Origin of the sequence: Treponema bryantii (assembly GCF_036492245.1) — a bacterium.
In the GTDB taxonomy this organism is placed as follows: domain Bacteria; phylum Spirochaetota; class Spirochaetia; order Treponematales; family Treponemataceae; genus Treponema_D; species Treponema_D bryantii_C.
This window is the reverse complement of sequence record NZ_AP025286.1, coordinates 592,721-608,859: the sequence shown is the minus strand read 5'-3', so window position 1 is coordinate 608,859 and position 16,139 is coordinate 592,721. Positions and strand designations below refer to the sequence as shown.

12 protein-coding genes are annotated in these 16,139 nt (G+C 37.2%); 2 read left to right on the top strand and 10 right to left on the bottom strand.

Annotated features, from left to right (window positions below):
• The first annotated feature begins 2 nt into the window (after positions 1 to 2).
• Both AABJ44_RS03090 and AABJ44_RS03085 read left to right on the top strand, forming a co-directional pair.
• A complete protein-coding gene (locus AABJ44_RS03090) occupies positions 3 to 326 on the top strand; it encodes a PQ-loop domain-containing transporter (RefSeq protein ID WP_074641059.1) in 324 nt (107 codons plus the stop codon).
• A 34-nt stretch (positions 327 to 360) separates the two neighbouring features.
• Complete coding sequence (locus AABJ44_RS03085) at positions 361 to 966, top strand: SGNH/GDSL hydrolase family protein (RefSeq protein ID WP_338370397.1); 606 nt, start codon at positions 361 to 363, stop codon at positions 964 to 966.
• Between the two features lie 277 nt (positions 967 to 1,243).
• Here the strand turns inward: AABJ44_RS03085 and AABJ44_RS03080 are convergent, their stop codons facing one another.
• From AABJ44_RS03080 to AABJ44_RS03035, 10 genes are read right to left on the bottom strand one after another with little or no spacing between them, the layout of a single operon-like run.
• The gene (locus tag AABJ44_RS03080; protein ID WP_338370396.1) at positions 1,244 to 2,407 is read right to left on the bottom strand and encodes a tetratricopeptide repeat protein; all 1,164 of its coding nucleotides are present in this window, start codon (positions 2,405 to 2,407) and stop codon (positions 1,244 to 1,246) included.
• Between the two features lie 10 nt (positions 2,408 to 2,417).
• Entirely contained in the window at positions 2,418 to 5,120 is a 2,703-nt protein-coding gene (locus tag AABJ44_RS03075; protein WP_338370395.1) for a hypothetical protein, read from the bottom strand.
• A 25-nt stretch (positions 5,121 to 5,145) separates the two neighbouring features.
• Complete coding sequence (locus AABJ44_RS03070; RefSeq protein WP_338370394.1) at positions 5,146 to 6,936, bottom strand: methyl-accepting chemotaxis protein; 1,791 nt, start codon at positions 6,934 to 6,936, stop codon at positions 5,146 to 5,148.
• The gene (locus AABJ44_RS03065) at positions 6,936 to 8,753 is read right to left on the bottom strand and encodes a methyl-accepting chemotaxis protein (RefSeq protein WP_338370393.1); all 1,818 of its coding nucleotides are present in this window, start codon (positions 8,751 to 8,753) and stop codon (positions 6,936 to 6,938) included. Before AABJ44_RS03065 ends, AABJ44_RS03070 begins: the two co-directional genes overlap by 1 nt.
• 13 nt (positions 8,754 to 8,766) lie before the next feature.
• The gene (locus AABJ44_RS03060; protein WP_338370392.1) at positions 8,767 to 10,617 is read right to left on the bottom strand and encodes an adenylate/guanylate cyclase domain-containing protein; all 1,851 of its coding nucleotides are present in this window, start codon (positions 10,615 to 10,617) and stop codon (positions 8,767 to 8,769) included.
• Entirely contained in the window at positions 10,610 to 12,715 is a 2,106-nt protein-coding gene (locus AABJ44_RS03055) for a hybrid sensor histidine kinase/response regulator (protein ID WP_338370391.1), read from the bottom strand. The genes AABJ44_RS03060 and AABJ44_RS03055 overlap by 8 nt, the downstream gene beginning before the upstream one ends.
• Positions 12,716 to 14,107, bottom strand: a complete 1,392-nt coding sequence (locus AABJ44_RS03050; RefSeq protein WP_338370390.1) for a CheR family methyltransferase — start codon at positions 14,105 to 14,107, stop codon at positions 12,716 to 12,718.
• Positions 14,104 to 15,156, bottom strand: coding sequence for a chemotaxis protein CheB (locus tag AABJ44_RS03045; protein WP_338370389.1), 1,053 nt, complete (start codon positions 15,154 to 15,156; stop codon positions 14,104 to 14,106). The genes AABJ44_RS03050 and AABJ44_RS03045 overlap by 4 nt, the downstream gene beginning before the upstream one ends.
• On the bottom strand, positions 15,153 to 15,596 hold the full coding sequence (locus AABJ44_RS03040) for a hypothetical protein (protein ID WP_338370388.1): 444 nt from the start codon (positions 15,594 to 15,596) through the stop codon (positions 15,153 to 15,155). Before AABJ44_RS03040 ends, AABJ44_RS03045 begins: the two co-directional genes overlap by 4 nt.
• Positions 15,583 to 16,089 (bottom strand): chemotaxis protein CheW, encoded by a 507-nt coding sequence (locus tag AABJ44_RS03035; RefSeq protein ID WP_338370387.1) that lies wholly within the window; start codon positions 16,087 to 16,089, stop codon positions 15,583 to 15,585. Before AABJ44_RS03035 ends, AABJ44_RS03040 begins: the two co-directional genes overlap by 14 nt.
• Positions 16,090 to 16,139 lie beyond the last annotated feature (50 nt).

Sequence of the window (16,139 nt, the reverse complement as noted above, 5' to 3'; positions counted from 1 at the left end):
CGATGGAAATTGGACATCTTTTTGAAGCATTAATGCTGGTTTGCTTTGGATTTTCATGGCCTTTAAATGTAATTAAAGCCTACAAAGCAAGAAGCGCAAAGGGTACAAGCCTGGCCTTTATCATCTTGATAATCACCGGCTACGTAGCAGGTATTACTGCTAAGTTCATCAATCATCAGCTGAACTACGTTCTGGCTGTTTACTTTTTGAACCTTGCAATTGTAATGTCTAACCTTGTTGTTTATTTCAGAAATGTTGCTCTGGATAAAAAACGTGAGAACAACATTAAGAACGTAGAAGTAATCAGAACTCCAGTCGGAGCTTAAAATATTGGCCGGGCGGTCATTTCAGGAGGAATATATGTTTTATTACGATGGTTATAATCTTGCAAAATCAGAAAAGAATGCGGTAATCGTATTCGGTGGAAGTCTGGATAACTCTATCCCTGTAAAAACTCTTGCAGATGCTTTTGATTTCAACTTTCAGATTTTGAACAAGAGTATTGCTGATCTTTCTGTAAAGAATGCAAAAGAAGCTTTCTGCTCATATGTTCAGCCATTGCATCCTGAAGGAATCATTATTCATCTTGGTGAAAGCGATTTGAATCTGTTCAAAGCAAACAGCACAGAATTTGACAGCGCATATCTTCAGCTTATTGAAGCTGTAAAGGCAGCAAACTCAAAGTGCAGAATTGCCCTCATTTCTCTCTATAATGAGAATGCTGACCAGACAATTGCAGAAATGAACCGCCACATTAAGGCTATTGCAGATTCTGAAAAATGTGACTTTGTAAGTGTTGATAATGCAAAACTCTGGAATCCTGCAGCTTCAAAAGCAGCAATTCGCTTTGCACAGAACATGGGACTGAGTGTTCGTAAACCACTCCGCGACGTAGCTGAAATCCTTTACAGCTATGCTTACAAAGTAATTCTTAAGAACAATACAGTAACTGGTCTCGCAGGCTAATTACCTATTATATTTGTTATACCTTTGCTGCCGGGTAATGTCATTATCCGGCAGTTTTTATTTAATTTCAGTGGTTAAAAAAAACAAGGTTCCCAGACAGTAACACTAGAAGGGAACCTTGCCGTCCAGCGTTGCTGGACATCGGAGAGAGTTTATCAGCTTATTTACAAGCTGTTTATAATATAGCAAATTGTTGATTTTATGTCAAATTTTTGCAGCAAAAAAACATCCAAAAATAAGAAAATTTTGTGAATTTTTCACATTTTATTTTATTTTTTTATCTGTCTGCCTTTTTTACCCAGTTAATAAACTGAAGTTTTGTAACGATTTCATCCGGTTTAAAGTTTCGTCCATCCGGAAGTTCCATAAATTCACTTTCGATTACACCAAGTACAGCATCAAAATCATCATCATCTACAGAAATATCCAAAACAGGACTCTTTGTTCTGCCTGATTTCTTATATTTTTCTGAATAGCGGTAAAGCATCTTCAAATTTCCGCTTCTACGTACATAAGCATTCCAGATAAAGCGGGCAGCCATCTTGCGATTGATTTCATCTGCTGTCATAAGATATGAAGATGTACCTTCTGCATTCTGCTGATCTGAAGCGGCAGAAAAATAACCGCCCTTCTCTAGAGTAGAAATCAAAGCCTGTGTTTTCTGTTTCTGATTTTTCTTTGTATTTGCTGCCTGATAATTAGCAAGCAGGCTGGTATTTTCAACTGTAAGGTTTACCAGATCATCAAGAGTAAGATTTCCCTGCAATGATTCCAAATTCTGCTTAGAATTTACATCCGGATCACTTCCATAGGCAGAATAAAGCTCCCAGATATAACTTCTGAGAGGATTATATACAGTCCTATAGTTATGAAGTCCATCTCCATCAAAAAGAATAAATGCATTATCAATAACAGAAATAGCCTGATCATACTTGTTCTGCTGATATAAAAGCTTACCCTGTTCAAGCAGAAGTACTGCATTCTTTGTATCATACTTTAATACAGATTCTATCATTGAAAGGCTTTGTTCGGGATTTTTTACAAGTCTGCTACCAAGCAATTGAACATACTGATCACCCTTCTGAAGTCCGCGTGCTTCATTATACGCGTTTTCTGCATCACGATTGCGGCCCTGAAGTTTGTACAAGAGTCCTTCAAAAGCACGAAGACGAGCCATCAAATACGGTTCTATAACATTAGTTGAGCTCTTATATGCTGCTATATCAGCCAGCAAGCCTGTCACTTCTTCCAGAGGAGCTTTTCCATCCAGTTGAGTTTTAGCATCAATCTTAATGAATTTATCTTCATAAACTTCAATTGAGCTGAAAATATAAGTATTTTCTTCTGTATAAGTATAGATATCCTGCTGCAAGGTTGCGCAGGAAGCTAACGAAAGAATAATACTAAGCAGACCGATTGCTGTAAGCAGCATTTTTTTCATAAAAAACTCCTTATTTTAGAACATTAGAAGCTGATATTTTGTTATCAAATGTTATGGCAAGACAATCATTTTTATTGTCACCATTCAAATCTACAAACAAAGGATTACCATAACCAGATACAGGGAAATGCGGTAACATCTCCATAAGGCTGTTGAAACCATAAAGGGAGTTTCCATCACCGGAAATAAAGATTTCTTCACCGGCTTGTCCATCATAATCACAAACGGTTATGCGGCCTGTTTTTGCTGTAAAATACGGAATCTTAATTCTCATTGACTTTCCATCCAGCCCTACCCTATAAAATTCGCCTTCAGCAGAAAGAGCAAAGAGATATCCGTCTGCCATTGCAACATTCATATAGAATACTCCGTTTAATCCAACCGGGAATGGATCAAGCAGCTCTCCATTGAAATCATAAACATAAAGCTGACCAGCCTGTGTAATCATTGCTGTATACTGTTTTCCACCTGCAGTAAACAGACATGGAGAACCATATGCAATTCCATCAAGTTCAAGAGGTCCTTCCTTTGTTACAGGCTCCAGATTTTTATAAATATGAATTCCACCAAAGAATCCTTTTTCATAGAACGCCAGAATATCTCCATTTACAGCTGGAGCAGATTTTATTCCATCTTCTGCATCTGTCTCAAACTGACTTACTTCTCCTGTCTGAGAAATAAAGCACAGAACTCCGTCATTACCGGCAAGAACGAGAGAATCCTTATAAACGAAAGGCGGACAAGTCATTGAAACTCCGGAAAGAATAGGATATCCAAATACACTTTCCAGTTTTCCATTCAGAAGATAAACCATACCGCTCTTTGTTACTGCCCAAAGTTCTCCATTATTTGCCTTAGTAGTTGCTTCACTAGCTGCAACAATGTACTGAACTTCTGGAAGTTCTGTTTTACCACGGGCAAATGTTCCGCAGTCCAGAGAATTTACAGAAGAATCATTTTCAAGCCAGAAAACAAGTTTACTCTTTTTAGCATTTGATTTTACGAGTGTTGTGTTTGTTTTATTCTCAAGTTCAATAGGAAAACCAGGAATATGTCGTGAAGATTCCAGTTCAACGGCAGAAGCCTGAAGCTGAACGCTTAATACACTATCCTTTATACGAAGATCAAATCTTCCTGAATTATAAAGAGCAAGAATCTTTGACATTGCAGAATTACCCTTCACAAAGAACGGCACACTGCGTTCAAGGTTATAATAAAGGGAAAGTGTTGAATATGGAGTCTGACTGGAAGAAACTCTCTGCCAGTTTGTACTTCCTGTAAGTCTTTTTGAATTATGTGCACCAGAATTTATTGCTACAAGATTTTCCGGAGACTGAGACATATAAAGATAACCATCTCTAATAAGATAATACGGCTTTGGCACATTGATATTTAAAGCCTGCAAAACCGAGAGTACAAAACCTGGCATCTGAACGCAAGGTAAGCGAACACCATCAACAAGCAGGCTGTCATTCGAATTGAGAAGGTATGATGAGAAAATTCTGTCAAAAATTTCACTGCGTTTTGCTTCATCTGCAACTTTAATTGCAAAAACAGGTTCTGATTTTCCCTCTATTCCAAAGACAGCAAACTCATCTCCTGTCCATGAGAAAAGCAGTTCATCTAAAGGTGTATTAAATACAATTCGACTTACAGAATCAGATTTATTCCAGGTTGAAGAAAAATCCTTTTCTGCAGGAAGTATTTTTAGGATTGCATCTTTCAGACTCTGAAGAGTTCCTGCGGAAATAAGAGTATAATACTGAACATCCTCGCTGAATTTTGGAAGCAAGGTTGGAACAGAAGATTCCCTTTTCAAAAGCTGCAGCACAGGATGGTCTTCATCAGTTTCAGTATTCATTGGAACTGAAATTCCTAAATTAAACTCGTTCTGTGTAATTCCAAAAGTTAATTCAGTAAATTCATTTTCAGAAAGATAAGGAACTATTGCTTCAAGATAGTTTTTCAAAGCTGAAGGATTCTTTTCTTTCTCATCTTCAAGTGATTTTTCACTATCCATATTTTCAACAAATCTCAAAAGATTCTTACCGTTAGCTAAAATACGAAGAGGATTTTTAAGTTTTGCTGTCATAGCAGAAAGTTCTTCTTTAGAATAAAGCTTACTGTTTGAATAAGTCATTGCATTTTCAAGCAGCATCTTATCGGTTGAAAAAATAATCAGATTCTTTTTTAATACAAAAAAAGTTGACTCATTCAGCTGATAGTAATTTCCATACTGATTAGAAGAAAGCTCAAGCAATCCAGAAAGTTTTTTAATACGCGGAATAGCATAAGGCACAATTCTTACTGCACCAGACAGAACCCCCGCATCAAGAATACCAATTGCACTACCGTCGTATACTGCGGCATCAAGTCTTCTTTTTAGGGCTGTTCGTACAAAGAAACTCTTTCTCAGTCTGGAACTTTTTACTTTAAGAAAAGTATCGCGGTATTTCTGTAATTCAGGACTGGTCATTGCAATAAGAGTTGCATCAAGATCCAGCAAAGGTTCTGCTGTGTCCCATATAGAATCGGTTCTTAAATAAACTGCATATTCAGGCGGGAGTGCATCTGTTGATTTTACTCTGTCAAAATAGCAGAAGGTAAACCATACCAGCACTACAATAAGCAGCACCAGCAGTAGTTTAAAAGGCAGCAGAAGAAGCCTCACTCCAAGAGGAAGCTTCTTCTTTTTATTTTCTTGTTTATCCATACGGTAATATTATACTAATCTTACGTTACTCTTCAATAATCTGAACATGAAGATTTTCAAGAAGATTTGCAGCCTCTTTAAGCTTCTGTGCAGTATTATTAACAGTTCCTGTAGAATTAGAAAAGTTTTCGATTCCCGAAGAAATCTGACGTACGGTTGCAACAATCTGATCGAACGAAGTAGACTGCTGATTAATGATTTCCTTAATCTGATTTGCAGACTCTACTGTAATTTCTGAAGAACTCTGAATATCGTTGAACTTCTCCTTAAGTTTTTCTGAGAGCTCAAGACCTTCGCGAATCTTTTCTGTTCCAGACTCAGAAGTAATAATCAGGTTATCAGAGGAGTGCTGAATTTCTGTAATTCTGTCTTTAATCTGATCAACAGAATTTGTAATTCCTGCTGCAAGACGGCGTACTTCATTAGCAACAATATGGAAGTTCTTTCCGCTGTCACCGGCACTTGAAGCTTCAAGCTCAGCATTGAAAGCGATGATACGAGTCTGATCTGCAATATCGTTAATGATTTTTACGATTTCCCAGATGCTTCCGATTTTTTCACCAAGCTCACGGATTCCGGAAATTGTTGAAACGTTAGCATCTGTAATTTCTGTCATCTTATCAAGGTTAGACTGAAGGGTTTCAAAACCGGCATCTACATTGTTTTCAGTTCCTTCTGCAACGGTTGTTACATCTGCAATCTTTTCAACAATGTTACGTGTCTGGCGGTCTGTATCTTCCATTGTGGCAAGAATCTCTTTTACACCAGTAGACTGTTCAAGAGAGGTTGATGCTGTAGACTGAGCAATTTCTGTAAGCCCTTCAATAGGCTCAATCATTGTATTACCAATCTCGTGTACATCATTCAAAATTGAACGGAACAAAAGTACAATCTGATTGATAAGATACAGGTTGTAAGAAACTTCTGATTCAAAATCAGTTGGAACAAGCTTTACTGTAAAAATATCATTTTTGATGATATGAAGCATTGCGTTCTGAAGTTTATCAGAAGAAATAAGAATACTGTTCAGAAAGGAATAAACCGAAACGATTCCGACAATTGTATTTATTGCAAGAACAACGCCAATTCTTGAAAGCTGAACCTTACGTAAGCCAAGTCCGTAAGCATCAGCAGGAAGGAAACCGGCAGATGCAGAAGGAACGTTATTGTAATAATACACATAAAAGAGCATCATTGCTAAAACAATTCCCCATACGACTGGGATTGTACAGTAAAGAGCAAAGGTTCTGTGATATGAAACTCCAAAATAAGATTTCTTGTTCAGAATCTTTTCATCAATACCTTCTTCAACAATACGACAGGCATATTCATTACAAATTCCGCGTGTGTTTGCAAGAGCAAGAAGACCTGCTACGTATGCACCGAGGAAACAGCTGCAAAGACTAACGATATTTATACTGAGATTTACTCTATAAATAAAATGATAGGCAGCTGCAAGTGCAATGGCACACACAACGAAATAAGAAGTAGTTTCAAGAGATTTCTTTTTTGGAAGTTTATGCAAATCAAGGAAAAGTTTTGTTCGCTCTTCCTTTGTCATTTCTTCATTTTCCCAGATTTCAATTCTCTTTGAAACCTTACCCATGAACATATGATTTGTAACAGTTGAACATACAAACTGTGCAAACAAAACACCAAGTGCAACGGTAATAATTAACGGATAGTGAGTTGAGAATTTAAGATTCAAAATAAAAACTGTATACAAAAGAAGTACTAAACCACAGGCAATATCAGGGATATGACTTGCACGCAAAATTCTTCTTTCGAGTGATAAATACTTTTCGTTCTGTTTCATTATTTCACCTCACTTGCTGTACCAGCGTTTTCTAATTCGGTAATTGCTTCCTCTGGCTGAAGCTTCTTCAGGCTGTCTGAAATAAGGCAGAGGTTCTGTGCCGAATCACTGATTTTCTGCGTTGATGTTGAGAAGGTTTCTGCTGCTTCTGCAATCTGACGCAGGGTAATAACAATCTGTGCAAAAGAAGCTGTCTGCTGCTCAATAATCTTTTTAATATCTTCTGATGCATAGTCCATTGTTTCTGATGAATGCTGGAGCTCTTCAAAGCGTGTATTCAACTCTGTGATTATCTGAGTTCCATCAAGAATCTTGTTACAGCCATTCTGAGAAGAAATAAGCAGTGCATCTGAAGAATGCTGTATTTCAATAATTCGCTTACGGATTTCATTTGTAGACTGAATTGTGTTGTTTGTGAGACGGCGGATTTCATTTGCTACAAGCGCAAAGTTCTCACCTACATCACCGGCACTGGAAGCTTCAATTTCAGCATTAAATGCAATGATATTTGTCTGATCTGCAATACCATTGATGATTCTTGCAATATCTGAAATACCGGTAATCTTTTCTGTAAGAATCTTAATTCCATCTACTGTAATATCATTTGCAGCTTTAATTTCATCAAGCTTCTGCATGTTCTGCTTGAGGATACTGAAACCATCTACAATATTTTCTGTTGTCTTTTTAGCAACCAGAGAAACCTCACCAATTTTTTCTGCAATGTTCTTTGAAAGAGAGTCTGTTTCTTCCATTGCAGAAAGAAGTTCCTTAACACCAGAGTTCTGTTCAAGAGAGGTAACGGCAGTCTCACGGGAAATAACAGAGAGTTCATTACTTGACTCAATTACATCCATACTGATTTTCTGACTCTGCTTCAGGATTTTCTGAAGAATCTCTACAATTGTGTTGAGCAGGTAAACATTGTACATAAACTCATTTGAGAGGTCAGTTTTTTCAAATTTTACCTTACGAAGATTTTCTTTATTTATTCCACTCATCAGATCATGCATGTTATTAATTGAGCGCATCATTCGTCTGAAGAGAGTTCCTGAATAATACAGATAAGCTATAAGGCTGAGTCCTCCAAAAACAATAAGATGGAAGAATACAAGTTTTGTTGCTGTATAAGAAGCATAGGTTCGCCAGGCAAGAATAAAGAACAATATACCAATTATTAAAATCGGAGCAAAAATATGAATTACAGTGATGGTTGAAGAGTTCATACCAAAATAGTGTCTCTTTTCAACCTCAATTTTTGATACACCTTTTCGAACAATTTCTGCAGCATGCTTAGAACAGATTTTCTGAGTAATTCCCGTAATAGCATGAACTGTAGCACAATACGCACCAAGGAAAAGCATGCAGGAAACAAGAATTACTGTATTAAGACTCAGATGTGCAATTCCAGAAAACAAAGAAATCCAGATAGAACCGCAGACTATAAAGAAGATGAATACTACAACTCCAATTCTTGCAGGCATTCCCATCAACTGCTTCATAAGTTTTGTTCGTTCTTTTTCAGTCGAATCATAATAATAGAATGAAGACAAATCTTCAGTAATTGCCTGTGTTACAAGTACAATGCCCATCACAAGAGCTAAAGCATGAAGTGCCATACAAATAAGGACTCCCAGTCCAATTATTGACGGCAGCTTGATAATCCGGAGCTCTCCGATTCCCATCGAAATACAGGCAGCCATAGTCAGGATTTCAAAACACATATTGGAAAGAACTACCCGTTTGGTAACCTCTGCTCCAAAATTGATGTCTTTTTCCATGACGGTTTTCTTTTGCGTGAATTCTTCTTTTATATTCATATCCACCTCTTTTTTATTTTGATGTAAGCGCAATTGCGCCATCCCAATTATCTGGTTTATTCACTGAGAATTCTTCACAACGTTCAAGCATAAGTCTTGCAGCCTTATTGTCCGGCAGAATATTTACTGCTGCTTCAAAATAAGGAATTGCAAGTGTAAATGCTCCTTCATTGTATGATTTAAAGCCCTTTTCATAGGCATCTGTAAAATCTTCTGGCAGCGGTTTTTCATCTACACGATAAACAAAAACAGCTTCTTTTTTACCTTTTACTTTTACAGAGTCCAGAAGCAACACATTCATTGAATCTCCAAGTTCATCCCGTACTGCCTGAGAAATTACAATCTTTGCGCCATATAACTTTGTAAGACCTTCAAGACGCGATGCAAGGTTTACTGTATCACCGATTACTGTATAGTTTGTTTTATCCGCACTACCAATCTGACCTACAATAACATCTCCAGAATGAATACCAATTCCAATATCAAGTTTAACTCCTTCAGGAAACTTAAGCTGATTAACCGGAATTGCATCCAGCTGAGAATACATTTCAATTGCAGCCTGAACTGCACGCCTTGCATTATCGTTGTAACTGATTGGTGCACCGAACAAAACCATGATGGCATCACCAATAAACTTATCTACTGTACCACCGTACTTTTTTACTATATTTACCATGTAGGTAAAATAAGTATTCAAAAAGTTTACGACATTTTCTGGTTTGTTGATTTCACTGATTGAAGTAAAGCTTCGAATATCACAAAGAAGGACTACTACATTTCGTTTTTCATTCTGATTTGCAAGCTCCTGATTTTCACCTGAACTCAAAAAGTCGCTGATTACTTCTGCCGGGACAAACTTTGAAAAGGCAGCCCGAAGCTTTGATTCCTGCTGGGTAAGTTCAAAGCATCTGATTGCTTCCTGCAGAATATTTGACAAAGCTGGTGTTATAAAATCTATTGAAGACTGAATCTTGTAATTAAAGAGTTTCTTCTGTGTAGAAGCAATATGAAGTGTTCCAATAAAGTCTTTTTCGCTTTTTAATGTAAAAGAACGGTAAGATTCAAATTTCTCTCTTGATGGATGAGTCAGAAGAATATTTTCAAAATACTTTTCTTCATAAGTAATTGTATGATTCTTTTTAGCCTGCTGCTCATACTCAACCTTACAGATATTCCAGAATTCATCTCCAATAGATACATCAAAAAATTCCGTTCCGGTTATATATACTTTAGCAGGATGACTATCCAGTATCAGGGCAGCAGCATCAAATGCACAGGCACTGTAAAGCATTCTGAAAATCTGCTCTACAAGGAAATCAATTTCTTTTACAGCAGAATATAACTGAATTACATTTTGAGTCATATTAAAAAAGAAATCACTGTTAGCCATTGCTGTGACAACCCACGAGGCAAGTGTTTCTTCTTCTGATTTATCTGAAGTTTCAGTTTCTTTCTGTTCTGCATCATCTTTTGTAAAAAAATCCTGAACCTCTACATATCCGTTTCCGAGCAGTTCCTTAACGGTGTCTACGAGAACTTCAATATTATCATTTTTTACAAGCACAACCCGGTTAGCTTCTCTTGCAGTATTCCAGAAATCAAAAACAGAATCATCTACAGAAACAAGAACAAAAGGCAGGGCGCTTTTTGGAGAACCGGTCTTAAGAATGTGACAAAGTTCAATACCGTTAATTTCAGGAAGTTCTTTATCCGCAATTATAAGATCCGGCGACTCATGAACAATCTGTTTGAATGCAGAATATCCGTCTGAAAAAACTTCCGTCTCATACCCAAGTTTTTTGAGTTCCATACAAATTACCTTGGAAAGTATTTTTGATGGGACAGCAACAAGAACCTTACTCATGCAGCAGCTCCTTTACCTTTGCAGTAAGGCTTTCGCGTTCAAAATCAGATTTTACAATATAGCCCTGTGCACCAAGATTCTTTGCCTTATCCAGAGTGTCACTTTCGAACACAGAGGAAACCATAATAACCGGAATATTTTTAAATTCTTCTTTATGCCGCATATTATGAAGAAGGACAAATCCGTCCATACGAGGCATTTTTACATCAGTTACAACAAGATCAAATTTGTGCTGCTTCATTTTTTCAAGAGCATCAATTCCATCAACTGCTGTAGAAACATTATAGTTTTCTGCTTCTAGAATAATCTGTTCGATATGGCGGGTTGTATGAGAATCATCAACAACAAGTACAGAATAAATCTTCGGCATTTTGCGAACTTCAAGATTCTTAATATCGTAAACGTTTACAACCTTGAAGCGGCGGATTGTATCTGGAATATTCAGAACCGGAATGATGCGGTAGTTCTCATCGAACACAACACCCTGAAGCGCATTAAAATCCTTGAGCAGAGGTGGTACAGGCTTAATTACGACAGTACCATAGTGCAGAATCTTATCTACCATAATTCCAATCTTTTTATTCAGATATTCAAGAATGACAACAGACACCTCTGTCTTTGTATTTGTTCTCTTGATTGAATTATTATTGATAATATCAAAATCAAAAATCGGAACCAGCTCATTATGAATATTCAAAACCGGACCGTGCTGAAGCTGCAAGAAATCAGCTTTATTTATCGTGAGAATCTCTTTGATGTAATGAGAAAGAATCAGATATGAACTGTCTGAAACAGAAACAAAAAGTCCATCCTGTGTAGCAAGAGAAGCCGGAAGAGAAAGTTCAAAATCAGTTCCCTTATTAAGCTCCGAATAAACTGTAATTTTTCCCTTAAGTTTATCCATTTCTGTTCGCACAACATCAAGACCAATACCGCGCCCAGAAAGTTCTGTCTGTTCATCTTTTGTTGAAAAGCCCGAAGCAAATATAAACTGCAGCAGGTCTGTAGAATCTGCAGAAAGAATCTCAGCCTCGCGTTCAGGAAAAAGACGAAGAGCTTTCGCACGGATTTTTTCATAATCAATTCCGTGACCGTCATCTTTTACATTTACAAAGATTCTGTTGGAAACCTGGCTTACAGAAATAGATATTGTTCCCATCTCAGGCTTACCAAGTTTTTTACGTTCCTCCGGCGATTCAATTCCATGGTCAATTGAGTTTCGTACAAGGTGAATCAAAATTGCAGGAAGCTTTTCCAGAATAAATTTATCTATTGTGATTTCTGACTGCGGAATATCAAACTCAATATTTTTTCCGGTCTTTAATGCTTCAGCTACAATTGAACGCTTAATAGGGCGCAGAATCATATCAAACGGAAGCATACGAAGCGAGATGATATTTTTCTGAATATCTACACTCTGATTTTCGAGAACGGAAATATTTTCTGAAAGCTCCTGGAACTCCTGGAATTCAGAAGCTTCACTCTTTCCTTTTAAAACCTCAATCTCGTTCTTGAGTTTTATCTGACGCATAATAAGTTTGTCGAGAGACTGGAGGATTGAATCAATCTGCGAAATCTGAACTTTGATTGTCTGAGAATCGTGGAAGAACTCCGAGTTCTCTTCATTCACCTGCTCATCCCCAGAAGCATCAGAGTTCTCAACGCTCTCCGACTCAGCCTGCTTCACCGAGAAATCAGTATTAAAATCATCTCCCTCCATTGACTGGTCGATATTATTAAGCACATCTTCATACTGTTCAAAAGTGCCGTCTGCGCCATCTTCAATACTATCAATTACCTTATGCAGCAGATTGTTTACGCCCATTAAAAGCTGAATTATTTTATTTGGAATTTCAGTCTGGTTGCTCTGGATATTTTTAAAAACAGTTTCCAGATGGTTAATAACCTTTTCAATCTGAACATATTCCATCATACGGGAAGACCCCTTCAGCGTATGCAGAAGGCGGAGAATTTCCTTTAAGCAACCTGTATTTCTTTTTTCTTTTGATGCAAGAATTGCAATATCATCAAGAGAGTCAAGAATCTCACGAGCTTCGGAAATATAGTCTGTCTTAAACAGGTTTTTATCAAGATTCATTTACTGCCCTCCTCCCATAGAAAAAGTATCGCAAAGCGAATATATGTAAGCCGGACTAAAGGAATCCAGCGTAAAGTCATAAGGAACATCGTTTCCAGAAGAGGAAATCAACTCCTTGCATTTTGAAAAACAGTTGAGCGCCGGTGCAGTACGGCCAAGATCCCGCAGCACCATTCCGTGATAGAAAAAGGCCGGCCAGAAATCTGGAGAAATACTTTCGGCATTTGCAAAAAAAGTTTCTGCATCTGCACGGTTGTCTGCATGATACTCAACATAGCCCTGCATAAAGTACGAATATTTTTTTGTATCTTTTCCGGAAATTGTGCGGGCGATGGCACGGGCCTTAGCAAAATCACCGCGGGTTATTTCTGTGCAGACATCTTCATAAACTTTCTTTACGTCAAAAGAACTGCCTTTTGAAACTGCATCAAGAGCAGCCTTTGCTTCTCGAAGGTTATTATTTGTTTCTGCAAATTTCTGAATCTTAACTTTTTGAACCGCATTCTGAATCTTTTCTTTTTTACGTTCAGATTCCTTCTTTTTAAGGCAGCGGTCTATTGGAGTTCCTGCCGGGTCTGCTCGTTTTGCATTTTGATTTTTCACAAAATAGTAAACATCACCTGTATTAGTTTTGTAAAAATTGTCAGGAATTACTGTATTATCAATTGAGCCGATTTCGTTCATTGAAAAGAAAAGTCTGCCGTCATTCTTAAGACGTTCAGTAACTTTTTTAGTAACAAGGATTCTTGTCTCCTTATCAAAATAAATGAAAACATTTCTCATAAAGAGAATATCTACATTCTCAAAGAACGGCAGTTTATCAAGTCCATCCTGAATAAGATTAAACTTAAAAGTCTGGATACGATAAAGAAAATCGCGGTTAAAAATTATTTCCGTTTCAGTTCTTGTTGAGAATGGTTCTAAAAGCTTGTGATATTTCTGACCGTCAGAACGAAGTGAGAATGAAGAATAGCGGCCTCTTTTAATTGCAGCCAGAGCGTTATCATCAATATCAGATGCGTAAATTGTCAGATTCACATTCATAGAAAGTGCGAGTGCCAGAAGAGAAATCGGTTCTTCTCCAGTCGAACAACAGCAGGTCCAGATTGTAAGATTTTTTCCCATGTACTTTGGGAATATTTCTTTTTTCAGATAATCAAACTGTCGTTCCTCGCGGAAGAAATATGTTTCATTTACTGTAACGAGATTTATTACTTCATCAAAATCTGGAGTATGAGGAACAAGGCTGCGGCAGAATTCCATTGGAGTTATTCCACGAACAGAGGCTTTCTTTTCTATATGCGAAATGAGAGTCTGCTGCTGCGATTTAGCAACGTAGATACCTGAATAAACGAGAATCTTGGAATTTAACAATTCAATCAGTTCGTTCATACAAGACTCCATAATCGCTGTGGTATCTGATTCAGTGGAAGCACTTCGCATGAACCGCCCATTTCATAAGCGGCCTTTGGCATTCCATAAATTACGCTGGAAGCTTTATCCTGTGTGATTGTATAAGCACCAATCTGTTTAAGATGCAGACATTCTTTTGCGCCATCTGCTCCCATTCCTGTAAGCACTACGGCAATACAATCTGCGCCTAAAACTCTGGCAGCACTTTCAAACATTTTATCTACTGACGGACGAAGGAAATTAACCGGCGCATCATGATTCAAAATGATATTAAAAGTGTTTTCCGGATATGCAACAAAAGTAATGTGAACATCTGAAGGTGCAAAATAAACATGTCCAGGCAATGGTCTGACATTATTTTCTGCAAGGTGAACTGGAATTGTAGATTCTGAGCCTAACCAGGTTATAAGATTTTTATCAAAGAATGAATCTATATGCTGCGTAATAATAATTGGAAGCGGAAAGTTTTTTCCTATTCCCTTAAGGAATTCAAGAAGCGCACCAGGACCTCCTGTTGAAACGCCAACAAGTACAGCCTTAAATTTACGGCCCTTATAATTCTTTGAAACTACCTGTAAAGCTTGTGAAATACTTCCATCTTCGTTCAAAGAAGAATTTAAGGCAGAAGGATGATTTCCAAAAACCACTGAACATTTTACATCCATAATCAGCTGCTCAAGATATTCAGCATATTCTGAAATTTTTGAAGTAGAAAAATTTATAAACTCCGGCATCTCAACGAACTTTATATTCTGCGGAGTAAAATAAGGTTTTGCATCTGGAGTATAATAAATAATTGCAGGAACTTGTGTTGTATGGCTGTAATCTGAAAGTGTGCTTGGTCTTTCTGAATCAAAAAGATTTTTATCTGAAATTACGATATCGGGATTCTGTTGTGACAGGCCATCTTTAAGAGCACCATAAGAAGCAGCTTCTCCGACCCACTCAAGTTTTGCGGTTTTGAGAATTATTTCTTTTAATACAGAACGAACAACGGCAGAAGAGCCAGCCACAAGAACACGAATCATAATTCCTCCAGTTCGTTATCAGTCATATAATGAATTGTCTTATACACATCTAACAGAATCCGCAGTTTCTCATCCTTAAAGCCACAGGCAAGTACACCAAATTTCTTAAACTGTTCTGCATAAAAATCAGAAAAAAGAGACAATTCACTTAATGGAATTGTACAGACCTTACATTCCTGTGTAGTGATGATGGAAATATGATTAAGCGGATTTTCAGCATCCTCAGATTTCAATACAATCATTGTTTTAATTTCTGATTCGTGAGGAGACTGCATAAAAACTGAAGCTACTTCATCAAAATCATAGATACCGCTTTCTGTACCCTGAATCTGCTTCATATCAAGGTCTTTTACACCAACTGAAGAAGCCACACAGTCATTTGGTATCAAAAAGTCTATCTGTTGATAAGCAATGCTAATAAATCTATCAGGCTGCGGCAATTTCTTTTCCTACTTTCTCTATAATTGACTGAACGTTCAGTACAAATACTTCCTGCCCATTTATGTTAAGGGTGCCATCATAAAAATCAGAAAGTTCTGCTTCTGAAAATTTTACTACATCTTTTTCTGAGGCAGTAAAAAAGTCTTTTACATCTGTAATTCGAAGACAGGTATGACTTTCATCATTCATAACGATAAAAAGAAGCGATTTTTGAGGTTCTTTTCCTTCAAGTACGGCGGAATCAATTACAACATAAGGATCACCGTATCTGTTAAGGACACCATTTACATAGGGAGGAACAAAAGGAAGAGGAAAGACTGTTGCATCACGCAGAATTTCTTTTACAATTTCAGCTGGAATTGCATATTGATTGTTACCATCTGCCTGATTTCCGATTGTAAAAATAAGCCAGGTTGTTTTCTTTTCAATTTTATGTTCAGTTGTTTTTTCCTGTTTGCCACTTTTAATTAATGATAAAATCTCTTCTGACATAATACTATATTATAGACCTATATTTAGAATATTTCCACTAATAAATTAGT

Excerpts from the sequence above, each read along its gene's own strand:
- AABJ44_RS03090 (WP_074641059.1), top strand. The coding sequence starts at position 3 with ATGGAAATTGGACATCTTTTTGAAGCATTAATGCTGGTTTGCTTTGGA.
- AABJ44_RS03085 (WP_338370397.1), top strand. The coding sequence starts at position 361 with ATGTTTTATTACGATGGTTATAATCTTGCAAAATCAGAAAAGAATGCG.
- AABJ44_RS03080 (WP_338370396.1), bottom strand. The coding sequence starts at position 2,407 with ATGAAAAAAATGCTGCTTACAGCAATCGGTCTGCTTAGTATTATTCTT.
- AABJ44_RS03075 (WP_338370395.1), bottom strand. The coding sequence starts at position 5,120 with ATGGATAAACAAGAAAATAAAAAGAAGAAGCTTCCTCTTGGAGTGAGG.
- AABJ44_RS03070 (WP_338370394.1), bottom strand. The coding sequence starts at position 6,936 with ATGAAACAGAACGAAAAGTATTTATCACTCGAAAGAAGAATTTTGCGT.
- AABJ44_RS03065 (WP_338370393.1), bottom strand. The coding sequence starts at position 8,753 with ATGAATATAAAAGAAGAATTCACGCAAAAGAAAACCGTCATGGAAAAA.
- AABJ44_RS03060 (WP_338370392.1), bottom strand. The coding sequence starts at position 10,617 with ATGAGTAAGGTTCTTGTTGCTGTCCCATCAAAAATACTTTCCAAGGTA.
- AABJ44_RS03055 (WP_338370391.1), bottom strand. The coding sequence starts at position 12,715 with ATGAATCTTGATAAAAACCTGTTTAAGACAGACTATATTTCCGAAGCT.
- AABJ44_RS03050 (WP_338370390.1), bottom strand. The coding sequence starts at position 14,107 with ATGAACGAACTGATTGAATTGTTAAATTCCAAGATTCTCGTTTATTCA.
- AABJ44_RS03045 (WP_338370389.1), bottom strand. The coding sequence starts at position 15,156 with ATGATTCGTGTTCTTGTGGCTGGCTCTTCTGCCGTTGTTCGTTCTGTA.
- AABJ44_RS03035 (WP_338370387.1), bottom strand. The coding sequence starts at position 16,089 with ATGTCAGAAGAGATTTTATCATTAATTAAAAGTGGCAAACAGGAAAAA.